Below are 26,434 nucleotides of genomic sequence, written 5' to 3'. Positions count from 1 at the left end.
TTATTAAATTATTTCATTTTCACATTCATCTATGCTTTTGCTTAATAACGAGATAAAAGTTTTTATTTGCTCTAAACATTCATCATATGTTACTATTCTTAAATTTTTTTGATTGTTACGAAATAACTCAAAAGATCTTATCATTTCTTTAGAAGTTAAACTAGATAGGTTACCAATAATTAACAATGTTTGAATATTATATGCTTCTACATTTCTATCATCTGCATTTTTAATTAATGTTGAAATCTCTGTTTCTAGTTGATATTTTTGAGTCAATAATTGTGTTATTGAACCCGATAAATTCTTCGAAGGATTATATATTCCAGTATCACGATATGCTGTTTTATCTAGTAATGTTGTTTGTGGAGTTTTAATTTCAATAATAAAAGTATTATTAGTTAATTTATGCTTCTGCAAAAAATCAGGATATTGTCCGTTAGAATTATCAAAAGATTTACCACCAACATATGCTTGATTTTTAAATTTAACATAAGGTGAACCTGAAAAAAAAGTTAGCAGTAAGGGATTCTCTTCAAAAAAAGTTTGGTAAGTGGATTCGAGATGATTACCATTTATCTTTTCTTCAAATTCATTCATTAATATACTTAAATAGCTTAAATCAGTTGTATCTTTTAAGATTGACAAGCTACTTTTGTCACTTTTCGAAATTTTACTAAAATCAGTATTTCTCAAAACTTTGTATATGACTTCCTTACGCGATGGTATTTTTAAAGTCGGAAACTTAGTAGGATTTAAGTAGTAGAAAATATTGTCATATATGAAAGATTGTTTCGCAATTTGTCCCTCTTTATAAAATAAATCGTGATTTCGATCGATTCCTCTTCTAATTTTTTCAAAATCTTCATAACTTATAATTATATCATTAGATAAAATTGATGTTTGTTGCTCGTTAGATATTATTAATTTATCACATTTCTCAAAATGTTTTAGAATCGTATTGATTAATATTTTATACTTTTTTTCTAATCCAAGACCAAACATTATAGTTCTTGTGAATCCAGTAGGTAATCCATAAAGGCCATAACCACCTGAATCTAATTCTTCAATTGATGTTTCTAAACCCTCAAATACGATTTCTTTAATATCATATTTTGATTTAAAATAATAAAAAGATTCTGTTAAAGTATTTATTGGCCTTATTGTCGTTCTTGAATTGTTTAAATCAATTTCGACAATTGAATGAATCAAATCTTTACTTTCATTTTCTATTACACATTCAATTTTACCTTCATTTTCCTTAAGAGTAATTTTATTTCCATCACTTGGAATTTCGGATTCGAAATCACTATTATCTAAGGTGTCAAAAATATTTTTCAATGGAGCGAGGTTTTAGTTTATTTCTAACAACTTATAATTCCAGCCATAAAATTTCATCATAAAACTTTTTGAGGTTATTTTAAGTTAGAAGATATTTTTTTAAGCTAATATAATAAATATTTTTACTAAAATTCATTCACCTTTTCGACAAATAAATCATGATCCTTTCATTATTTTTTTGTGTACATCTTTGTAGAAAATAAATCTTAATCAGGTTCCTAAGTCCCTCCCTCTTATTATAGATTTTCTTTCTCGATAAGAATTTCGAATCTTCATACTAAGAGTCATTTAAAATTTTGAGATATTTTGCGATGTCTTTCTAAGTCATTACTTTTTGATTCATTAAAGTAAAAAAATGAATAATATCTTAGTTAGAAACTCATTAATTAACATAGTTTTTATTTTATATTTTTTTATCCCATATTAAGCGACTCATTATTTCTTCTAAATATTTAATTTAATTAGTCACAAAGTTCGGGAATGGCTTGCGGGCGCTTGCAAAAAATTCCCCCATAAATGCAGGAAAAAAATCCTGCTTTATTGCGTTGCTTTTTGCGCTTGCTAGGCGATTCCCGATGAATGTTCCATAATTAATTTAAAATATAAAAATTATGGAAACTTTAAATCAAAACTGGCAAACTGTATCTGAAATTGAACTGATTTACAAAACAAAAGTAAAAAACTCTGAAAGACCCCAAATCAAATCTTCCAAAGATGCATACAAACTTTCTCTTTCAGCTTGGGATTATAATAAAATAGAATTTTTCGAGCAGTTCAAAGTATTATTTATGAATCAAGCTTATAAGGTACTTGGGATTTATGAAATTTCTTCCGGAGGAATTGCAGGTACTGTTGTAGATCTTAGATTAATATTCTCAGCAGCTCTTAAGGCAAATGCTACATCAATTATGATGATTCACAATCATCCTTCAGGAAACCTCACACCCTCTGAAGCCGATAAACAGATAACTAGAAAAGTAAAAGAAGCTGGAAGACTTCTTGATATTACATTACTGGATTCTTTAATTATAACTCCCGAATCCTATTATTCCTTTGCTGATGAAGGCGCTTTATAAGCGCCTTTATAATAGTTTCTATTGAATACAAAAAATGACAATCAGTAAAAAGATCTCTATATAGTGTAGAATATTAAGTTGTTTTTTGCATTAAGCCAATTGCCCAAATCCGTTGTAGCTGTTATAGCCAGTGTTTTTTGTTGCTCCTAGATTGTTGGTATGTGTTTTTCTTTACAATATCCTTCTACTTCTGTGTCGTTAACAAAGTAGCCATCGCAAAACTCATTAAGTTCTTTTTCTGCACCTGAAACATATTTTTCGCTTGCTGTCATTAATTTTTCTGTTTGTTCAATGAACTTTTCAAATTCTTTATTCATTTTGCAAAGTTTGTCAATTGTTTTAAAGTCTAAATCACGAAATACTGAAGGATAAAGGACTTTGCTTTGATATGGGTTTGCGTTAAGTTCAATAATTCCAATTCCAAATGATTGACTTAGTCTTGCCATTTCTTCGTTTAGACTGTCGCTAAATTCAAATGCAACTAAATAACCATAATTTGCCCAACTTGAATTTGAAACTGCTTGAAAAAAAGCCTTTTTAAGTTCGCTGTCACTGTTTATTTCTCTTTTTAACTCGTAAGAGCTTATCTTAAAAGTGTCAACACGGTTTATAGACTTTAAAAAATTTTGACTGACTTTTGTTTGTAAATTCAAGAATTTAATTCCAACCATATCAGGATGTGTCCAAATTTGGTTGTTGTCTTTTCCGTTTGATTGTTCGTGAAAAATAGTCTTTGAGTAAGTATCTGTATTCTTTAAGTAACTGCTTAAAAGTTTATGTAAATCTCTTTCATCATAAGTCTTTGACTTATTTATTTTGGCAGGTTTTAATATCTCAGTTTCGATGTCTCCACTCAAAATTTCAATACCAATATTTTGTTCGTTTTTTGTCAAGTAGTATGAATATGTTCCGCCTTCTTGTTTAATTCGTTTTATTCTAGTGTCACCATTACGAATGAAGTCGCCAAGAACTGCCGAAATTGTCGAACCTGGTGTTTTTGCAACGCCAAAGTCATAATAGTTTTTGTCAACGATATGATTGAGAACCGCTAAATAATTGGTTATGTCGTTAATGTCTTCTAAACTTTTTAATACGGCTTCTTTTAATGTCATCTTTTTTTAGTTTTTTGTTTTGCAATTTGGCGTTGTTATTATTGGTTAATAACGTTCTGGTACTAAAGCGGGTTTGGGGATAAATTAAGCCATTCTGCGAATTTTCAAAATAATCCATAATACAAAACCCACTCTCCATTAAGCCTATTGCCCAAATCCGTTGTAGTAGATTTTATAACTCGTTTTTCTTTTCCAATCTTAATTTTTGCTCTTCTTCATTTTTTATTTCTGCTTCATCAAAAAGTAAATTTCTTTCTATGTCGAATGGCGTAACGTATGTCTTTTGCACATGGATATCTCCTTCAAAAAGTTGTGGAGGTAGATTTATACTACGAAACAAAAAATTATCTTTAATAGACCAAAACATTCCATCGAATTCTAACTCACTTTCTAATATTCCGAAAATTGAGAAGTGTTTTGGATGAGAAATATCTAAAACACCATATTGAAGACGACCACCAACAGTTGGGATATCACTATCATTGCAGATATCTTTTAAGCATTTTAAATGATTTAATTTTGGAGGCCATGTACAAATTTTTTGATTGAAAGAATTTATGGCTGCCTTATCACCTAAATAAACAATTAATTCTTTATCTATGTCTATTTCCTTCATATAAAATTGTACATCGGTATAATTTTTACTGGTATATCCAAATTCATAGATAAATGTTTTATTAGAAGAAGGACAAATCCCAGTAATTAAAATTTTACACAAAGCACCATATTGTCTTTGCTGTATCAACTCATTAGATATTTGCAAATATATTTTGTAAGCAATATTTATTATTTTTTCATAATCAATAATTGATATTGAAGGAACAATTTGAAGATTTGACAGTAGTTCTGATAATGTATCTGAATAACCACTTGCACTAACATATCCTCCTGCTAAACAAAATCCCCAATCTTTGTCATAGAGTAAATTATGTTGTGTTCCAGCTTCATAAATTCTTACTGGAATACTAAAAATCTTAGGAGCCGAATCGCTTGTAGTTACATAATCAATACCCTGTCTGATTGTTAGTCTAGAATCAGAAGCAAAACATATTTTGGCATTTTGCTTCCATGCAATGCATAGTGTCATAGTTTATTAAAATGAGGTATAACGTTCTCGCGCTTGTGGATGTTGCGGACTTCGAAGACGAGTATTTTCGGCTAAACGAAAATATGATTTGAATATGATAATTTCACTAAATTCCGCAATAGCCACAAACGTGTGTTAGTCGTAGTTTTTTATTTTCCCTTTGTTTCTAATTTTACTTTCTCCCATTCCTTTTTCAATAGCATTTGAGTTTGTTCTGTAAGTTTATTTAAATTAGTTTTTGCTTCTTTCAATTTATTTGACGAAATATATTTTAACATATAGAAATCTATAAAATATTGAATCAAATTTAAAATTTCAATATCTTCTTTAGGATTAAATCTCAATTTTAGAAGATATAGTTTCTTTATGATTTCTTGAAAATTAGTTTTGTCTTGAAATTTTAACGAGTTCTTATTTAATGAATCAAAATAATGTTTTTGATATTCATAATTTACATCATCCATATACTGTTGACTTGGATTTTGTGACTCAATGTCTTTGATTACTTCGTTATGAATTATTAAAGTTTCCGAAATATTGGAAGCTAAATGCGTTATTTCTTCTCTTATAATTGAAAGCCATTTTATTCTTTCAGAAGTTATAGTATCTATATATTTTGTTGTTTTTAGATTTTTTCTTGTAAAATATATGTTAAACGCCGTTGCGATAAAAGTCAAAAGTACGCCTGATGGTAAAATATAATCGTTTAATATTTCTTTCATTTCTGTTTTTTTCAAAATTACTGCTAACTTATTACATATAAGACAAAACCTCACAAAGCGACCCAAATTTGGGTAGATATGTGTAATAATTTTACACAATACTTACTTTCAAATATATATATATTTTCACTACAAATTATTAAAAGACCTTTTAATTTTAGGCTTTAATAAATCACGAGGATGATTATTATATGTTGTATCATAATGACATTTTTAATACCTTTACATATATTAAAGTACATTGACTCACTGCTATTAAATTGATCAAGGAAACAAAGGGCTACAAGGTAAGTCATTATAAATGAGACCTATTCGGCTACCCTTTTTGGAAGAATACTTGAGAACACCAATAAAATCAACGAATTAAGGAATAGGTAGGTCGTCCTGCCACCCCGACAAAAAAGCCGAACAGCAATGTTCGGCTTTTTTTATTTAAAAAAAATAAAATCAATTTTAGAGATTGTAGTCCTTAAATATTTTAAAACAACAAAGCCATCCCAATTTAATGAGATGGCTTTGTTTTAACAATTACTATCAAAATATTTAATTTACTTTTTAATAAGTTTGAGTGCTTTTCGGTTAGATCCTTGACTTACTATTGTAAGATAAGTACCTGCCGGTAATTCCTCTCCAAATACAATTGATTGGTTAAAGTCGCTTTCAATATGTTTAATATGTCTACCACCCATATCATATACCTCAACTTCAATTTTTTCAACGCTGCCGCCTTCCACTTCAAGTGTAAATTGATAATTACTTGGGTTAGGATATGCTTTCACATCGAAAGGATCTGCAATAATTGTCGGCTCAATTTCTTTGGCTACAATATTCTCTATACCACCAGTTTTAGCACTAGGATTTGAACAATCGAATTGGTTCCAATAAACATTTTTATTTGTTGAAGCAACTTTACTGCCTATATAAAATCCTTTCATATTGGTGTTTTTAACAGCAGCGGCATCACCATCCACCTTAATTGTTCCATTCGGAGCAAACACGCTGGCATTTACCGTTACATTACCTCCAGGCAACACTCGGAATTCATTTCCACCGATAAAGAAAACTGCTTTATAACCGCCAGTTGGATTTACCATGGATGATTTACCAATAGACACAGTAGTTTTTACTCTTACAGATATATCGGAAGCGAAGAGTAATTTCGTAGGTGCAGCATCAGTTCCTTCTGCCAAACTTATACTATTAACATTCAGAACACCTGTGCTGTTAGCATTAAATTTAACCTGACTGCTTTTGCCAATACTTATTGTCCCGAAAATCGTTCCTGTAGTAAAGGTCACATTACAATTGGTTCCGATTGTCACATTTTTGTAATTACCCGTTTTAGTTACTGTGGTATTATTTGGAATACTCAAATCAGCTAACCCAGTCGTACTAGTACTATTTACTTGCATATTAGGCAATACTACTACAGCTGGACTGTAGATTCTGGCAGGAACATTAGATCCAGACTGAACCGTGATGAACCTTGCTTTCACAAATGCTCCTGGTCCTGCTACTGTACTGTTTGTTCCAATATTTGCATAACCCAAAGTAGTTGTAACACCTACACTTCCAGTTTGAACAAAGTTTTTGTCACCCAAACTCACATTGCTCATACCAAGAATTGTGTAATCATTAATAACATTTTGCGGTTGGAAATTATAACTAGCCTGAGCAGTTCCGTTACAGCCTCCTTGTTGAGTTACCGTTACTGTATATGTACCAGCATTGGATGAATTATTCAATGTAATACTTTGTGTAGTTGCTCCTCCTGGGCTCCATAAGTAAGTGTAACTTCCAGCTACTGACGAATTCGCTGTTAGTTTCAAACCACTACAGAATGCATCAGGACTAGTAGTTGTTATCGATGCCGTAAATGAAGAACCAGAATTGTTTGTTAGTTTCACCTCATCATACGCAGTGCAAGAACCACTGCCAACTGTCCATCTTACCGTTACATTTGTTCCCACTGCCACTCCTGTTATTGTTGTGGTTGGAGAACTAGGTGTCGTAATAATTGCGCTTCCACTACTACCCACAAATGACCATACACCTGAACCACTTTGTGTCATTGTAAAGGTTGAGGAATTACATTGTGTTTGGTCCGGTTGATTGCTTACGGTTGGTGCAGCATTATTATTAGTAACTGTCACATCATCGAATGCAGTGCAGGAACCACTACCGACTGTCCATCTTACCGTTGCACTTGTACCCACTGCCACTCCTGTTATTGTTGTGGTTGGAGATCCTGCTGTCGTTATGGTTGCGCTACCACTTACCAATGTCCATATACCTGAACCACTTTGTGTCATAGTGAAGGTTGAGGTATTACATTGTGTTTGGTCCGGTTGATTGCTTACGGTTGGTACAGCGTTATTATTAGTAACTGTTACATCATCGAATGCAGTGCAAGAACCACTGCCAACTGTCCATCTAACAGTTGCGCTTGTTCCCAAAGCCACTCCTGTTATTGTTGTGGTTGGAGATCCTGCTGTCGTGATGGTTGCGCTACCGCTTACCAATGTCCATGTACCTGAGCCACTTTGTGTCATTGTAAAGGTTGAGTTATTACATTGTGTTTGGTCTGGCTGATTGCTTACCGTTGGTGCTGCAGTATTGTTAGTTACTGTCACGTCATCGTATGCAGTGCAGGAACCGCTACCAACTGTCCATCTTACCGTTGCACTTGTTCCCACTGCCACTCCTGTTATTGTTGTGGTTGGAGATCCTGCTGTTGTGATGGTTGCGCTACCACTTACCAATGACCATGTACCTGAACCACTTTGTGTCATGGTGAAGGTCGATGTATTACATTGTGTTTGATCCGGCTGATTGCTCACTGTTGGTAATGCAGTATTAGTTAGTACAACATCATCGGACGAAGTACAAGAACCACTAGTCACTGTCCATCTAACAGTTGCGCTTGTTCCCAAAGCTAATCCCGTAACAGTTGCGGTCGGAGAGTTTGGAGATGGAATACCCACATTTCCGCTTACTACGCTCCATTGTCCGTTTCCAACAGGTGGTGCAGTTTGTGTCATTGTAAAACTCGAAGTGTTACATAAAGTTTGGTTTGGCTGATCGCTTACAGCTTGTAATATTGCGTTTGTCACTGTAACCTCATCAAAAGCGCTGCATGAAACATTGGTTACTGTCCATTTTACTTTTGCACTTGCTCCAGCGGCCACTCCACTAACAGTTGCTGTTGGTGAGTCTATCGGTGTGATAGTAACTCCCCCATCTCCGCTTACAATGCTCCAGACGCCAGTTCCTACTGATGGCGCGCTTTGCGTCATTGTAAAACTTGAAGTATTACATAAGGTTTGGTCTGGTTGATTGCTTACAGATGGCAATATGCTATTGGTTACCGTTACATCATCAGAAACACTGCAGTAACCATTGGTTACTGTCCATCTCACTTTTGCACTTGTCCCTACTGCCACAGCTGTAATGGATGTAGTTGGAGATGTATCATTTGTAATAGTTGCACTTCCGCTTACTAAGGTCCATTTTCCCTGTTGACCAGCCAATGGTGGCGTTTGTGTCATTGTAAAACTCGAAGTGTTACACAAGGTTTGATTCGGCTGATCGCTTACGGTTATCATACCATAAACAGTTAATGTCACCTCGTCAGATATTATGTCGCCACATGAACCTTTGACAATCACTCTGTAATGAATTCCATTCATCTCATTTGTAACTGAAGCAATGTTTAAACTGCTATTAGTCTCTGAGCTAAGATTTCCCCATCCGCCGCCAACGTCAACTTGCCATTGATACCCTGTCGCTGCAGTAGCACTAACACTGAATGTTGCAGGTTGCCCTTCACACTTAGTCAAACTAACCGGTTGGGTGTTGATAACTGGTGATAAGGAACTAACGTTTACTGTTTGGTTTTGAGATGAACTTTTTCCGTGACTGTCTGTATAAGTCCACACAATAGTGTGCGGTCCAGCAGTGCTGAAAGTTAGACCGACATCTGAAACTCCTGTAACGGTTCCATCGCAATTATCCAATGCTGTTGGTGCTGGCACTGTTACAGAACATTCTGCGTTTATCGTTGGCAAAGAAGCAACATTTGGAACCGGAGCTTGATTATCTATTACCGTTACTGTAAAGCTACAAGAACTTTGGTTGTGGTTTGCTGATCCATCAGTCGCTGTCCAAATTACCGTTGTAGTTCCCACTGGGAAAATATTACCGGATAAATAACTGTTAGTGTCAACTCCGTTATTGTTAATACTTAAAGTTGCACCGTTACAATCATTTACATTTGGCTGAATATAGAATACTCTGGCTCCGCAAATGTTGTTATCATTATTAACTGTTATATTACTTGGACAATTTGTTATAGTAGGTGCTACATTATCAATCACTGTTATAATAAAACTTGCTGTTTCGGTATTACCATTAACGTCAGTAGCCGTATAAATGATTGTATGTGTTCCTGAACCCAATAATGTTGAGCCGTTTTCATTAAAGGTTTCATCACTGCTCACCAGGCTAGCTACTCCGCAGTTATCCGCTGCTGATGGAGCATTCCACTTAACCAAAGCAGAACAATTACCTCCAGAAAGATTAACCGTTTTATTTGCTGGCATATTGCTAATAACTGGTTTAATAGTATCTTTTACTGTTACAATAGCTGTTCCAGTGTTTACCTTACCATTGGTATCCGTTACAGTTAAGGTAACTGTGTTTGGACCAACATTGAGACAAGTAAAACTATTCGGTGAAACACTCATTGATTGAATACCGCAATTATCATGCGAACCATCATTAACATCCGAAGCTACAATTGTCACACTGGTTGGATTCAATGCAACTTCGATATTTTTTGTAATCACAGTAGGCAATTCATTGTCATCCACTATTATTGTTGCTGTCGCAGTATCTGTACAGCCATTGGCATCAGTCACTGTTACATGATAAGTCCCTGTTGCTAGATTGGTTGCGGTAGCAGTAGTCTGTGCCAATGCATCATCCCATAAATAAGTATATTCAGGGGTTCCTCCTGTGGCAGTTACTGTAGCTGAACCGTTGGTGTTACCAAAGCAATCCACATTGGTAGACGCTGTTATCGATGCGTCCAATACTTCCGATGGTTCTCCAATAGTGAAACTTGTTGTACCAGTTATGGTACAGCCGTTGGATTCTGTAATCGTTACAGTATAGGTTCCCGCCGCTAATCCACTAATATCCTGAGTGGTTTCTCCGTTGCTCCATTGATAAATGTATGAGCCACTTCCACCGGTAACACTCAAATCAATGGATCCGTTTGCTCCATCTTTACACAACACATCAACTTTAGTTCCGTTGGCTACCACTGTCTCATTCACCGTAATAGTAAATGTGCATGAATTACTGCAACCATTGCCATCTGTATAAGAATACGTTATCGTATGCGGACCAACTCCCGCTGTCGCAGGATTGAAATTGTTTGCACTTACCCCCGTTCCGCTATAGGTTCCTCCTGATGGAGAAGCTCCTGTTAATGCGTAAGGTGCCGAATCAACACAAACTGATGAATTGGATGGGCAGGTCAGAGTAGGTAATGGATTCACCGTGATAGTAAATGTGCATGAATTGCTACAGCTATCCCCATCCGTATAGGTATACGTTATCGTATGCGGACCAACTCCAGCTGTGGCAGGATAGAAATTGTTTGCACTTACGCCTGTTCCGCTATAGGTTCCTCCTGATGGAGAAGCCCCTGTTAATGCGTAAGCCGCTGCATCAACACATACTGATGAATCGGAAGGGCAGCTTACTGTAGGTAATGTTTTCACCGTAATGGTAAATGTGCATGAATTACTGCAGCCATTGCCATCTGTATAGGTGTATGTTATCATATGCGGACCAACTCCAGCTGTGGCAGGATCGAAATTGTTCGCACTTACGCCTGTTCCGCTATAGGTTCCTCCTACTGGAGAAGCTCCTGTTAATGCGTAAGATGCAGTATTGAGACATACTGATGAATCGGATGGACAGGTTACTGTTGGTAATGCATTCACCGTAATAGTAAATGTGCATGAATTGCTGCAGCCATTGCCATCCGTATAGGTGTATGTTATCATATGCGGACCAACTCCAGCTGCTGTAGGGTCGAAATTATTCGCACTCACACCTGTTCCGCTATAGGTTCCTCCTGCTGGAGAAGCCCCTGTTAATGCGTAAGCTGCTGCATCAACACAAACTGATGAATTGGATGGACAGGTCAGAGTAGGTAATGGATTCACAATAACAGTAAATGTGCATGAATTGCTACAGCCAACCTCTTCCATATAGGTGTACGTTATGGTGTGCGAGCCAACTCCCGCTGTTGCAGGATTGAAATTGTTCGCACTTACGCCTGTTCCGCTATAAGTTCCTCCTGCTGGAGAAGCTCCTGTTAATGCATAAACCGCTGCATCAACACAAACTGATGAATCAGAAGGACAGCTTACAGTTGGTAAAGTATTCACCGTAATAGTAAATGTGCATGAATTACTGCAGCCATTGCCATCTGTATAGGAGTATGTTATCATATGCGGACCAACTCCCGCTGCGGCAGGATCGAAATTGTTCGCACTTACGCCTGTTCCGCTATAGGTTCCTCCTACTGGAGAAGCTCCTGTTAATGCGTAAGATGCAGTATTGAGACATACTGATGAATCGGATGGACAGCTTACAATTGGTAATGGATTCACTGTAATAGTAAATGTGCATGAATTGCTGCAGCCATTGCCATCCGTATAGGTGTATGTTATCGTATGCGGACCAACTCCCGCTGCGGCAGGATCGAAATTGTTCGCACTTACGCCTGTTCCGCTATAGGTTCCTCCTGATGGAGAAGCCCCTGTTAATTCGTAAGCTACTGCATCAATACAAACCGATGAATTTGATGGGCAGGTCAGAGTAGGTAATGGATTCACCGTAATTGTAAATGTGCATGAATTGCTGCAGCCATTGCCATCAGTAAATGTGTATGTTATCGTATGTGGACCAACTCCCGCTGTGGCAGGATTAAAATTATTCGCACTTACGCCTGTTCCGCTATAGGTTCCTCCTGATGGCGAAGCTCCTGTTAATGCGTAAGATGCTACATCAACACATACTGATGAATTGGATGGACAGGTCAGAGTAGGTAATGGATTCACTGTAATAGTAAATGAGCAAGAATTACTGCAGCCATTACCAGCTGTATCCGTATAGGAGTATGTGATTGTATGCGGACCAACTCCCGCTGCTGCAGGATTGAAATTGTTCGCACTTACGCCTGTTCCGCTATAGGTTCCTCCTGCTGGAGAAGCTCCTGTTAATAAGTAAGCCGCTGCATCAACACATACTGATGAATCGGGTGGACAGGTCATAGTTGGCAAAGGTTTTACAACAAAATCAGTCTTAGTGCGACAACCCGGAACCGAAGTACATTCTGCATAGAAAGAAGTGGTGCCGGCAGTGTTTGTATCAGGCAAGCCTGAATTTAAAACCCCAACTGGATTAAAAGGTGAACCTGTCCCGATTGATGACCCACCTGAAGAGGCAGTATACCAATTGAGAACACCATTTGCAAGGTAGTAAACCGTAATTCTAATATTATCTACAGAAGCTGTAGTGGTATTAAAACCAGATTTACTGATATTTGTAACTAAAGCGACTCCAAAATTTGTTGCTTTAATCTCGGCTGCAGACCAAGTTGTTCCCCATAAATCGGAAGCTCCACCATAAGAAACAACAGTCGTATTCACTGATGACCAATTAGTTGTGGTAGCTGCATAATTACTACCTGTTACAACTCCTGCTTTCATCAAACTAACCGTATTGTCCTTTACATTATCGCTAAAAGTTTCTAAACTAGAAAATCGCTTAATGGAAGCCTGAATCCCCAGAATAGTAGCGCTATTTGGAATTGCCGAGAAATCAAAATTTGTTGCTTGAAGGCTATTTGATGTTACACTACCCCCGAAAGCTGTAGCAGCTGCCGTAGCATAACTACTATTATCTGAAACAATATTACCCGGATTTGTCCAAGCCGTTCCCGCTCCAGCTGCACTAGCACCTGTTCCTGGATCTTTTGGTCCCACGCTTACAGTTGGATTAGGACAAGAAGAAGTCAACACTCCCCCACTTCCCCCTAAACAAACCGAAGCTCCAACAGTGACAGGAACTGGATTGACAGTAATAGTTGCAGATCCAGTCATATTCGAAGAACAATTTGTAGTAATATTATATGTTGCAGTTGCAACCACAGTATAAGTACCTGCTACAGTTTTGTTTCCAAAAGTGATTGGAGATCCCGTTGTTCCTGCTACAGGAGCTCCATCGGGAGAAGCTCCCAAATACAATTGGTAATTTACTCCTGTTTGTGAATTGCTTAAACCAATTGGCATACCTGCTCCGCCATCACAATATGCACCTCCACCTGTTACTGCATAAATGGTTGGCAATGGATTGACTGTTATTTTGACAGCAGGTGAAACAGTAGCAGCACATGGGGCTGAGGTAACTGTTCTTCTATACCATGTTGTTACTGTTGATGGAGGTGATTGTGGCGGTGTATAATTTTGAAGGGTTCTTGAGCTTGCCCCATTAGTAATGCTAGCTTGAGCCCAAGTACCAGTACCAGTATCATTATTGGTACTTTGTTCCCATAAATAAGTATAAGTTCCATTACCTCCAGAAGGCGTGCTTCCAACCAAAGCTACAGGTGCAGTTCCGGTACAAATAGATTGATCTGCACTGATTGTATTGTTTGAAATTAAAGAATTTACCGTTACCGTTGGTGTTCCAGTCATTTGCGCAGAACAACCTGTTGCATTAATGGTAGCCAACACATTAAAGGTAGTGGTTGTAGTCAAAGCCAATGTCGATAAAGTGAATGCCGTAGTACTTGTATTAGAAATCGTAGTTGTACTACCTACTATATTGCTATTATCAGCATTATTTCTCAACTGATAAGTTGTACCATTAACACTTGCAGATGCTGCCCCCACAGTAATATTTGCAGAGGACCCTGTACATATCGCAGCTCCAGGACCCGATATGGCTCTATTCAGTGGTGCTGGATTCACGGTAATTGTTACAAGATTAGCCATTTGTACAGAACAATTTGTATTCAAATTAGTAGCCAACACATTAAATGTAAATGTAATTGGACTAGCTGTACTATTAGTTAAGATTCCTGTAGGCAAATTAATTGTTGCTCCTGTACCTGAGACCGGAATTCCAACAGCTGCATTATTTGCATTATTTCGCAATTGGTACTGTATCCCTAGAGTAAAATCATATTCAGAATCAACAACTTGTACATCTGTACTGAGTCCAGAACAAATAGTAGCGGTGCCCAGTAGACTCTTACTAACCGGTAATGGATTAACCACTATAGTATATGTTGCTGTAGCATTTGGACAGGGGCTGTTAGAAACATTCAATGTTAAAGTAACTGTGCTGCCTGCCTCACCTATTACTGATGTATATGTTGGTGTCAATGTATTTGCATTACTTAATGAACCACTCCCGTTGTGAGTCCATAATATAGTTCCATTACTAGATGTGGCTCCGCTTACTATTGCACTACCCCCTGGACATATACTTGTACTACCCCCAGCTGTTGCTGTTGGCGCTTTCTTAAAAGTAATGGTTTTAGACCTAGATACCGTGCCAGGACATAATCCTCCCGGGTCTTCAGAGGTTAAGGTCAAGGTTACTGAACCTAAATCTATTTCAGCTTGGGTTGGTGTATAACTTGTTGCCAAATCTGTATTATTTGGCAGAAATTCTCCGTTACCACCTGACCATGTTCCTGAAGATGCGCCACCTCCAATTATACCTGACAATGGCACTTGTCCCGGAGTTGACATACAAACCGTAACATCGGACCCCGGATCTACGGTAGCAGCACCGCCATTTACAATTACAACAGACGTTACGGAAACTGCTGTACAACCCGCATTGGTAACGGTCATGGTTAAAGTAGCTGTCCCTTCAAAGTATTGATCTGGTGTAAATACAGGTGATTGTATATTTGGATTATCAAGTGTACCTACAGTTGCTCCTCCATCTACTGTCCAGACTATAGTCCCATTTGTTGCTGTTCCGTTTATAATAGCAGTTTTATTTGAGCATATCGTTTGAGTTTCTCCAGCTAATGCTGTGGGTTGGATATTTACTACTTGAGTTTTTGTAGCTGTTTTAGTATCACATAACCCTCCACTTGATGTCAGAGTCAATGTTGCGGTACCACTATATCCGGGAGGTGGTGTCCATGTAGCATTCAAATCAGTATCTCCTGGGCTAAATGTTCCTCCAATTCCACCATCTGACCATGTTCCACCAGTGGCGGTACCTCCTACGGAACCTCCTAATGCAGCTGAGGTTCCTCCTTGACATATGGGACTTAGAGAAGAGCCGGCATTAGCAGTAGGTAATGCATTTACAGTAACACTTATTGGAGTGGTAGAAGTACACCCCCCCGCATTGGTAATAGTCATGGTTCCATTATAAGTACCTGCTGCAGTCGATGCCGGTATTGTAATACCAGTTATTGTCCCACCACCAGCGCTAAAAGCAAATGCTGTCGAACTTTGATTTGCCATACCTGTCCAAGCGATGCTATAAGAAGTTGGACTATTTGTAGTAGCGCTATATGCCAAAGTAGTTGTTTGTGAACTAGCACTAAAACAAACGGCGGCAGCTGTTCCTGTAGTTGTAATAGTTGGTTGTGTACAATAATAAACCCTTACTAAAACTTGATCCAAGTTTATGGTTCCACCACCACCTGTTGAAGCAACTCTTGCGAAAAAAATACCATTACCAAATTCGCTAAGTGCCCAAGGACTATGCCCCCATGTGTCTGTTGGAGAACCAACAGTACGGAGAGCATCGGCCGTGCCAAATGCTGTTATTGTTTTAGTAGCAGTAAAATTTGTTTTATTATTCCAAGTAAGTTGAACCGTTACATCTCTTCCACCACCAGTAGGACGATTACCTTCTAATTGTACCTCTATTCCTAAAATAGTGGACCCTGCAGGTATGCTAATATTAAACCCTCCATAATCTCCAGTATCACCATTTGCGTCGAAAACAGCATAAGCATTATCCGATGCCAAACCATTACCAACATTTGTAACACTACTAACGCTCAAGCTGGTTGTTGGAGCTAAAAGTCCTGTGTTTTGTCCAAACGAACTGCTAATAAAAAACAAATTTGCAATTAAAAAAACAACAGTAAAAATTCCGGTTTTAGGTAGAAATGCTTTCATATTTTATGAAATTAAAATTATTAATAACGAATACGATATGCTTAACGATATAGACTAAAACTGGCAGAATGGGGTATCTGTATGTAATAAAATAAAGCGATAGAATTTGGGGAATCTATCTTAATGAAAAAATATAGAGTTGGGGTTTCTATTTTTTTTATATAATGGAAATCATTTTTTAAGAAAAAAGTAAGCCTTTTTTTAACCTAAACAAATGTTAATTCAATTATAAAATTATAGTACTAAGTTATATTATTCTTAAAATATAAAAGCCGTTTTAATCGTATTTTCGACATAAGTGTTAAAAAAAACCACAAACTACACTTTGTTAAAATTTAAATGAGATAAAAACTGTTTTTTTAATTTTTCTTGATTCAAAATTTTCCTACACTATTGATTTTAAAGCACTTAAAAATTAAAGTATAGTCCTAAATTCGCAAAATTATATTTAACACAAGAGATTCAAAGAAATCTGATCTGCACTTTATAACTCCTTAAAAAAATTAAAGCTTACGACACACGAGCAAAATCGAACAAACAAAACAATCTCCGCAAGTAACTCAACAAACCGAATCCTATGCAATACGGAATGCAGGGGTGCCACCTTCGTGAGCATGAAAAGTCAGCGGGTTTTTAGAATGGCAAAAACGTCTATGACCGCATCACAATTTTGAATGTGAAGAAATGGTAGCACTTCTCGACTGCAATCGAGAAGACAAAATAGGACTAGATTATTTTATAGTCATTTTTGCTATAAAATCAACCACTATAGTTAGTACTCTAATTACAACCAAATAATATTACCCCACATGATCATTAAAAAAATATAAGCTGTTATTTTAATAAAAAATAGGGTTCAAAAATAATAACAAAGATTTAACCCAAAAAAACATCTATCAAAAAAAAGAAGTTAAAAAAAAGTATCACAACAACGGATAAAACTGAATTTCAACGACTTAATTTATTTTTTGATTATTGTCTTTGTATATTTATATGTTATTTTAATACAGTAAAAAACAGTATTTTAACTACTAAAAAATATTGATTTTTGTATAATTGACCCTTACCCAAAATCTTCTTTTCAGACCTACAACCTTCAATTAAAAAAAGGTGCTCAACTCCTGTTTTTTAATTTAACCAAACAATCATAAAAAGGTGTAGCATGAAAAAATTCTATCTAAACTTGGAACAATATGTATCGAAAACAGTCATTTTATTTTGGCCTGTTTTAATTCTTTTTACGTTTGGGAATTCCGTTTTTGCTCAAACTACTGTAAATCTTACGACTCCTGGTTCAGCTACTTGGACAGTCCCCTGTGGCGTTACTTCCCTTACCGTGGAGGCTTGGGGAGGTGGAGGCGCTGGTGGTGCGGCTACAATAATCCCCAGTGGCGGTTCTGGCGGTGGTGGCGGCGGATATAGTACTTATATCGTAGCGGTAACTCCTGGTCAAATTATAAATTACACTGTTGGTCAAGGAGGAGTAGGAGGTTCAGGAAATGGTGGGGACGGAAGTTCGACCACTATTCTTGCTTTAACCGCTAACGGTGGTATAGGAGGATTTCAAGACAATGGTACAGCTGGACTTGGGGGAACTGCTTCTGGGGGAACTACAAATACTTCTGGTGGTAATGGAACTATAGGATCAGCGACAGCTGGTGAAGCTGGAGGGAATAGCGCCAATGGAGGAAATGGAGGACTCGCTGTAACTATAGAATCAAACGGAGATAACGGAACAGCACCAGGCGGTGGTGGTGGTGGTGGATTGTTACTGGCTGGAGCAGGTCCTTCTAACGGAGGAAATGGAGGTTCAGGTCAGATTACAATAACATACAACACACCTGCTGCACTGACTGCGCCCTCTCCTGTCACTCCATCAAGTGGCATATCTATCTGTTTTGGAAAAAGCACTAATTTGAATGCAACTTCTTCAGGAAACACTATCAATTGGTATACAGTACCTACAGGAGGCACTTCAATCGGATCGTCTGCAAGTGGCATTAATTTTCCAGTATCACCTGCGGGAGATACTACTTATTACGCTGAAGCGGAATCATCTCCGGGATGTGTCAGCACTACAAGAACAGCGACTGGTTTGATTACAGTAACTGCTCTTCCGGTTATTACTGCTCAACCCGTTGCACCAGCAGCTGTTTGTACCGGAAGCGGAACAAGAACTATCGGTGTTACCGCAACTGGAACATCCTTAACCTATCAATGGAGAAAAAATGGAACTAATTTGACTAATACAGCGCCATATTCAAATGTAACCACAGCGTCCATGTCCATAACCAATCCGGCTATATCTGAAAACGGTGCCTCTTTTGATGTCGTTATAACAGATGCTCAAGGTTGCTTTGTTACTTCTAATGCAGTTGCTTTAACGGTAAATGCGTTACCAGCAATTACTACACAACCTGCTACACCTACTGCTACATGTGCCGGAACCGGAACAAAAAACATCAGTGTTACTGCTACTGGAGCCACATCTTATCAATGGAGAAAAAACGGAACAAATTTGACAAATGGAGCTCCATATACAAATGTTACCACAGCAACCATGACAATAACCAATCCAGCTTTCTCTGAAAACGGTGCCTCTTTTGATGTGGTTATAACAAATGCACAAGGATGTACGATAACCTCTAATGCAGTAGTTTTGACTGTAAATCCGTCCGCAACTGCTGCTACCCTAGTTACTCCTAATACTCCTACAAATATTTGCAACGGTACAAGCATCAATTTAAACGCCACATCTACTGGGAATACAATTTATTGGTTCACTGTACCCACTGGTGGAGGTAATGTTGGATCTTCCGCAAGCGCCGTAAATTTTCTTATAGCACCACCAAGCAGTGCCACTACAACCTATTATGCTGATGCACGTACAGCAGCTGGATGTTTTAGCACTGCCCGAACAGCAACAGGTACAGTAACAGCAAGTGCACCTCCTACTATTAGTGTTCAGCCTGCTTCCCCTGCCGCTATTTGTGCTGGAACCGGAACAAGATCCATCAGCATAACCTCTACAGCCACTAGCTGGCAATGGAGACTAAATGGTGTGGACTTAACTAATAATGCGACCTTTAGCGGAGTTAATACTGCAACTTTAACCATAACCAACCCTGCTATAACAGACGGCGGAACTTATACTGTTATGCTAAATGGTTCAACATGCGGACTTGTCTCGAACAATGCAACCTTAACAGTAAACGCCTCTCCTTCACCACCTACAGGAGTTACACCAAATAGTCCAGTGGTAGTTTGTACTTCGGACGGAAAAACCCCCTTAACTGCTACCGTTTCAGCTGGTAATACGATTGATTGGTATACTGTTGCTTCCGGTGGTTCTTCTCTTGGATCCTCTACAAGTGGCGCAAATTTTCTGGTATCCGCGCCAACAGCCACGGTTTATTATGCAGAAGCCCACAACAGTAATGGTTGTGTCAGTCCCACCCGAACTGCCACTGCGTCGGTAACATCAAATGTTCTTCCTGCTATTACTACACAACCTGCAACTCCTGCTGCTGCTTGTGCCGGAACAGGAACAGTAACTATTACTATAGGCGCAACAGGGGTGACCACTTATCAATGGAGAAAAAATGGCACTCCTTTGTCTAATGTAGCTCCTTATAGTGGGGTTACTACGGCAACGTTAACGATTACCAATCCACCTATAGGTGATAATGGTGCCACTTTTGATGTGGTGCTTAATAGCGCTACCTGCCCAGTTACTTCTAATGCCGTTACTTTAACGGTAAATACCACTCCCACTGCTCCCACTGCAGTTACTCCTAACGCTACAGTTACAATATGCGGTTCTGGAAATATTAATTTGAATGCCACTTCTGCTGGTAATACTATATATTGGTACACGGTAGCTACACTAGGCTCCACTATTGGAAACAGTAATAGTGGGGTTAATTTATCTATTACGCCCCCTGGAGGCACAACCACTTATTATGCGGAAGCTCGTACCCCCGCAGGCTGTAGCAGTCTTACTCGCACAGCAACGGCAGCAATAACAGTAACCCCAACACCTGTTGTTACTGTTGAGTTTACTGAACAGGTGAATGACAAAACGTATAGCATAGCTGCTTGTGGACATATAGCTGCAGCCGAAAATGATATTGATGTCCATTCGGGGAATCCCGCTGGAGTAAATGCTACTACATTTGGGCCTACAGCAACTGGACAATGGCAGGTAAGCTACGATAATCAAGCAACGTGGGTAAATGCCCCTGGCCCTACAAGTACTACACCACAATATCTCTTTGACCCTGCTTACACCATTTTTGAGAGCACGCCGGGTACTTATTATTTCCGATTAATACTCACCGTTAATGGATGCCCTGGCACCAGTGATGTCATTACATTAACCGTAAATGGAAACCCTACTCTAACTCCAGGTTCAATTGCCACAGACCAAAGTTCCTGTACAGCTCCCTTTAATCCTGCTGCATTTACCCAGACAGCTGCTCCAACGGTTGCAACCCCAATAAGTGGGTACAACTTTTCTTATATATGGCAATCTTCAACAGACAATGTCACATTCACTAATATTGCTGGTGCAACTGCAGCTACTTATGACTCACCAAATATTAATGTAACAACATACTTCCGCCGCTATGCTATTTATGGATCTGCAGGAGGTGGTTGTAGTGCGGTCAGCAATACCATTACGGTCTTAGTTGGATCTCTCCCTGCTCCAACAGTTGGAACCATCACACAACCCACTTGTGGAGTAGCCACGGGTAGTGTGGTGCTAAGTGGTTTACCTACACCTGGCACCTATACTATTACAAGAACTGGTACTTCTGGTGCAACTTACCCATCTTTAAGCGGAGCAACCACTACAATCACTGGACTAGCTGCTGGCACATATAATTTTACAGTAACACAGGCAGGATGTGCTTCGCCTTCGGCAGCATCTGCCAATGTCGTTATTAATGCACAACCAGTAACACCTGCAGCACCTACCGCCAGTGTAACGGCACAGCCTACCTGTCCCACTCCAAAAGGAACAATAGTGGTAACTGTCCCAGCACCTGCAGCAAATGTAACTTATACCTTAACAGGAACATCTCCAGCAGTGGCAGCAGTTACGCAAGCGGGGGCAACATTCGCAAACTTGAGTCCGGGAATATATTCGTTAACAACTACCAATACTACCTCAGGATGTACTTCAACTGCAATAAGCCTAACCATAAACGCCGTACCAGCAATTCCGCCAACACCTACGGCCAGTGTGACAGTACAACCTAGTTGTAGCCTAGCAACAGGAACTATAGTCGTAAGTGCGCCTGCGCCTAATCCTAATCTTACTTATACAGTAACAGGAACGTCTCCAGTAGTGGCAGCTGTAACACAAGGGACAGCTACATTCGCAAACTTGAGTCCCGGAACTTATTCGGTAACCATTAACAATACTGTTACGGTATGTACTTCAAATGCAGTAAGCTTAACGGTAAATGCACAACCAGCAATACCTACAGCTCCAATTGTAGGAACCATTACGCAACCCACCTGTGCTTTAGCCACTGGTAGCGTAGCATTAAGTGGACTACCGGCATCGGGTACTTGGACAATAAACCCTGGAGGAACAACTGGCACAGGAACAACGACAACCCTATCAGGATTGACAGCAGGAACAACCTATAATTTTACTGTAACCAATGCCGCAGGATGTATTTCTCCAACATCCGCCAATGTAGTTATTAATGCACAACCGATACCTCCTGCTATTCCTACATTGAGCAGTACGGCAACTAGCTGTTCTGCAGACGGAACCAGCACCATCAGCAACTACAGCGCGGGCAACACCTATACCTTCACACCGGCAGGTCCGAGCGCAGGAGCAGGTGGAGCAATAAGCGGAATGACATTTGGCACTTCCTATACCGTTACAGCCACTAGTGGAGGTTGTACCTCTGCAGCTTCGGCTTCATTCAGTAATGCGGCACAGCTGCCAACACCTGCAGTTCCGACACTCAGTAGCACAGCAGCAAGCTGTTCAGCGAATGGAACCAGCACCATCAGCAATTACAATGCGGGCAACACCTATACCTTCACCCCGGCAGGTCCGAGCGCAGGAGCAGGTGGAGCAATCAGCAGTATGACACTTGGAACTTCCTATACCGTTACGGCCAGCAGCGGAGGCTGTACCTCTGTCGCTTCGGCTTCGTTCAGCAATGCGGCTCAATTGCCAACACCTGCAGTTCCGACACTCAGCAGCACAGTGGCAAGCTGTTCTGCAGACGGAACCAGCACCATCAGCAATTACAACGCAGGTAACACCTATACGTTCACACCGGCAGGTCCGAGCGCAGGAGCAGGAGGAGCAATCAGCGGAATGACACTTGGAACTTCCTATACCGTTACGGCCAGCAGCGGTGGATGTACTTCAGCAGCATCGGCATCGTTCAGCAATGCGGCTCAATTGCCAACACCTGCAGTTCCGACACTCAGCAGCACGGCGACAAGCTGTTCTGCAGACGGAACCAGCACCATAAGCAACTACAATGCGGGTAATACTTATGCGTTCACCCCGGCAGGTCCGAGCGCAGGAGCAGGTGGAGCAATCAGCGGTATGACACTTGGAACTTCCTATACCGTTACGGCCAGTAGCGGAGGCTGTACCTCTGCCGCTTCGGCTTCGTTCAGCAATGCGGCTCAATTGCCCACACCTGCAGTTCCGACCTTGACCAGCACAGCGGCTAGCTGTTCTGCAGACGGAACCAGCACCATCAGCAATTACAACGCGGGTAACACCTATACTTTCACACCGGCAGGTCCGAGCGCAGGAGCCGGAGGTGCTATCAGCAGTATGACACTTGGAACTTCCTATACCGTTACGGCCAGCAGCGGAGGCTGTACCTCTGTCGCTTCGGCTTCGTTCAGCAATGCGGCTCAATTGCCAACCCCTGCAGTTCCGACACTCAGCAGCACAGTGGCAAGCTGTTCTGCAGACGGAACCAGCACCATCAGCAATTACAACGCAGGTAACACCTATACGTTCACACCGGCAGGTCCGAGTGCAGGAGCAGGTGGAGCAATCAGTGGAATGACACTTGGAACTTCCTATACCGTTACGGCCAGCAGCGGAGGCTGTACCTCTGCCGCTTCGTCTTCGTTCAGCAATGTGGCACAGTTGCCGACACCTGCCGTTCCGACATTAAGCAACACGGCGGCAAGCTGTTCTGCAGACGGAACCAGCACCATAAGTAACTACAACGCGGGTAACACCTATACTTTCACCCCAGCAGGTCCGAGCGCAGGAGCAGGAGGAGCAATCAGCGGTATGACACTTGGCACTTCCTATACCGTTACAGCCAGCAACGGAGGCTGTACCTCTGTCGCTTCGGCTTCGTTCAGCAATGCGGCACAGTTGCCGACACCTGCAGTTCCGACATTAAGCACCACGGCGGCAAGCTGTTCTGCAGACGGAACCAGCACTATCAGCAATTACAATGCGGGTAATACTTATACCTTCACACCGGCAGGTCCGAGCGCAGGAGCAGGAGGAGCAATCAGCGGAATGACCTTGGGAACTTCCTATACCGTTACGGCCAGCAGCGGAGGCTGTACCTCTGTCGCTTCGGCTTCGTTCAGCAATGCGGCACAATTGCCCACACCTGCCGTTCCGACACTTACAGCCGGAACAGTTAACTGTAATGATGTTACGGCAAATTGGACAACAATACCTAATGTAACAGGTTATCGTATAGACGTAGCTAGAGATAATATCTTTACAGACATTATTCCTGCCTATAATAATTTATTGCTTGGTAGTGGTGTGGTAACAGAAAACGTAACAGGATTGGCTTCAGGATTAACTTTCTATATAAGGGTTCGAGCAGAAAACAGTTGCGGAACTAGCGCTAATTCTACTACTCTTACAATAACAACCGGAGCAAGTCCTACTGCTTTCACTACTGCTCTAGTGCAACCAAATTGTGTAACAGCAACTGGACAAATAACCATTAATGAATCAGTTGTCGACCCATCAGACCAGTATAGTTTTGATGACGGTGCCACTTATCAATCTTCGAACGTAAAAGATTTACTGGCTGCTGGAACTTATAACGTAAGAGTAAAAAACACTAATGGTTGCGAAACTTTAGCAACAACAGTTGTTTTAAATGCAGCGGCTGTAACTACTTATTCCGGATCGTGGTCTAATGGAGTTCCTGATGTACTCAAAAAAGCAATTTTCGCAAGCAATTATACATTTTCAGGAGACATACAAGCCTGCTCCTGTGAAGTGGATACTGGAGTAACGGTAACTGTTAATCCCGGATTTTCTTTAGTACTCGAAAATGGAATAGATGTTTTAGGAAGTGGATCACTAATATTTGAAAACAATTCAAGCTTAATACAAACCAATAATGTCGTCAATACAGGAAATATAACTTATAAAAGAAATACTACTCCGGTTGGTAAATTTGACTACACCTATTGGTCGTCTCCTGTCTATCCTCAAACATTATTGAATGTTTCGCCTACCACATTATTCGATAAATATCTTTCTTGGGATGCTGTTGGGGGAAAATGGAAAGTAGAAGCTACTGGAACAGTAATGGAAAAAGGGACTGGTTACATTATTCGTGGTCCACAGGCAAATGCGACTCCAGCCGTTCATACCGCAAGCTTTATTGGCGTGCCAAACAATGGTACTATCTCTGTCTCTATAGCTGGTTCTGGATTGAGCTATCTTTTAGGAAACCCATACCCCTCTGCCTTAGATGCTGATGAATTTTTAGGAGCAAATCCAGCATTAGATGGAACTATCCGTTTTTGGACACATAATACACCTGTTACCAATTTAAAATACAATGGTAATGATTATGCTTCTTATAATGCGGTGGGTGGTACTGGAACGGCAGCTGCAAATACAGGTGTCAACAATTCTATCCCAACAGGGAAAATTGCAGCTGGACAAGCATTTTTCGCCACGTCAAACGCTGCAGGTACGGTTACTTTTGAAAATACGATGCGAGTAGGCCCTGGAGGCACAATACTAAATAATTCCCAATTTTTTAAAGGACCAAAACCAAAAACAAGTAGCGCATTGAAAAAACATAGAGTTTGGCTCAATCTATCAAATACAGATGGTGCCTTCAAGCAATTGTTGCTGGGCTATGTTACTAATGCTACCAATGGACTAGATAGACTTTTTGATGGTCAGACTTTGAACGCTAATAAATATGTTGATTTTTATAGTATTAACGAAAGCAAGAAACTTTCAATTCAAGGACGTGCATTGCCTTTTGATGTAATGGATCAAGTGCCTTTAGGTTTTAAAACGACAATAGAAGGAACTTTTTCGATAAATATTGAGCAAACAGATGGCGTTTTAGCAAGTCTGCCAATATTTTTAGAGGACAAATTGACTGGTACTATTGTTAATCTTAAAAATGGAGATTATAGTTTTTCTACAGCTATAGGAACATTTGATGATCGTTTTGTATTGAGATATATAGATAGTTCAATTAAAATAAGTGATTATGCAAATATTTTGGATGAAATAAATAAAAAAGTACTTGTCTCTGTTAAAAACCATCATATAAAAATCAATTCTTTTGACCAAACTATTGAAAATGTTACCATTTATGATTTGAGCAGAAGAAAACTTTATGAAAAGGATAACATTAATAGTAATGAATTTAATGTTCCTGACTTTAGTTCTACCAATCAATTTTTAATGGTGCAAATCCGTTTGAAAAATGGTAAAATTGTTACCGACAAAATTATTTATTAAATAGTGGTTAGAATAAAGTTGCTTATATTTAAGTTATCACTTTAGGACAACTATTGTAGGACATGACAATAAAACGAAAAGCCCATTCCTTTCGGT

The 26,434-nt window shown here is 39.4% G+C and carries 7 protein-coding genes; 2 read left to right on the top strand and 5 right to left on the bottom strand.

Going from position 1 to position 26,434, the window contains the following annotated elements; translation table 11 throughout:
- Nucleotides 1-3 precede the first annotated feature (3 nt).
- A complete protein-coding gene (locus HQN62_RS06720; RefSeq protein ID WP_173503780.1) occupies nucleotides 4-1,338 on the bottom strand; it encodes a Shedu immune nuclease family protein in 1,335 nt (444 codons plus the stop codon).
- Nucleotides 1,339-1,949: 611 nt separating this feature from the next.
- Between HQN62_RS06720 and HQN62_RS06715 the strand changes: the two genes are divergently transcribed.
- Nucleotides 1,950-2,414 carry a JAB domain-containing protein gene (locus HQN62_RS06715; protein ID WP_173503779.1) on the top strand — a complete coding sequence of 155 codons (465 nt, stop codon included), beginning with the start codon at nucleotides 1,950-1,952 and terminating at the stop codon, nucleotides 2,412-2,414.
- A 146-nt stretch (nucleotides 2,415-2,560) separates the two neighbouring features.
- Here HQN62_RS06715 and HQN62_RS06710 read toward each other — a convergent pair whose 3' ends face one another.
- From HQN62_RS06710 to HQN62_RS06695, 4 genes are all read right to left on the bottom strand, one after another.
- The gene (locus tag HQN62_RS06710; protein ID WP_173503778.1) at nucleotides 2,561-3,526 is read right to left on the bottom strand and encodes a hypothetical protein; all 966 of its coding nucleotides are present in this window, start codon (nucleotides 3,524-3,526) and stop codon (nucleotides 2,561-2,563) included.
- A gap of 172 nt (nucleotides 3,527-3,698) precedes the next feature.
- The gene (locus tag HQN62_RS06705) at nucleotides 3,699-4,613 is read right to left on the bottom strand and encodes a hypothetical protein (RefSeq protein ID WP_173503777.1); all 915 of its coding nucleotides are present in this window, start codon (nucleotides 4,611-4,613) and stop codon (nucleotides 3,699-3,701) included.
- A gap of 149 nt (nucleotides 4,614-4,762) precedes the next feature.
- The gene (locus HQN62_RS06700; RefSeq protein WP_173503776.1) at nucleotides 4,763-5,335 is read right to left on the bottom strand and encodes a hypothetical protein; all 573 of its coding nucleotides are present in this window, start codon (nucleotides 5,333-5,335) and stop codon (nucleotides 4,763-4,765) included.
- A 548-nt stretch (nucleotides 5,336-5,883) separates the two neighbouring features.
- On the bottom strand, nucleotides 5,884-16,578 hold the full coding sequence (locus HQN62_RS06695) for an HYR domain-containing protein (protein WP_173503775.1): 10,695 nt from the start codon (nucleotides 16,576-16,578) through the stop codon (nucleotides 5,884-5,886).
- Nucleotides 16,579-17,740: 1,162 nt separating this feature from the next.
- Between HQN62_RS06695 and HQN62_RS06690 the strand changes: the two genes are divergently transcribed.
- Nucleotides 17,741-26,338 (top strand): Ig-like domain-containing protein, encoded by an 8,598-nt coding sequence (locus HQN62_RS06690; protein WP_173503774.1) that lies wholly within the window; start codon nucleotides 17,741-17,743, stop codon nucleotides 26,336-26,338.
- The last annotated feature ends 96 nt before the right edge of the window (nucleotides 26,339-26,434 follow it).

It is taken from the genome of Flavobacterium sp. M31R6, assembly GCF_013284035.1.
In the GTDB taxonomy this organism is placed as follows: Bacteria; Bacteroidota; Bacteroidia; order Flavobacteriales; family Flavobacteriaceae; genus Flavobacterium.
Note: the sequence above shows the minus strand (reverse complement) of the source record. Positions and strands in the feature narration are given on the sequence as shown.

Excerpts from the sequence above, each read along its gene's own strand:
- HQN62_RS06710 (WP_173503778.1), bottom strand. The coding sequence starts at position 3,526 with ATGACATTAAAAGAAGCCGTATTAAAAAGTTTAGAAGACATTAACGAC.
- HQN62_RS06690 (WP_173503774.1), top strand. The coding sequence starts at position 17,741 with ATGAAAAAATTCTATCTAAACTTGGAACAATATGTATCGAAAACAGTC.
- HQN62_RS06715 (WP_173503779.1), top strand. The coding sequence starts at position 1,950 with ATGGAAACTTTAAATCAAAACTGGCAAACTGTATCTGAAATTGAACTG.
- HQN62_RS06695 (WP_173503775.1), bottom strand. The coding sequence starts at position 16,578 with ATGAAAGCATTTCTACCTAAAACCGGAATTTTTACTGTTGTTTTTTTA.
- HQN62_RS06700 (WP_173503776.1), bottom strand. The coding sequence starts at position 5,335 with ATGAAAGAAATATTAAACGATTATATTTTACCATCAGGCGTACTTTTG.
- HQN62_RS06705 (WP_173503777.1), bottom strand. The coding sequence starts at position 4,613 with ATGACACTATGCATTGCATGGAAGCAAAATGCCAAAATATGTTTTGCT.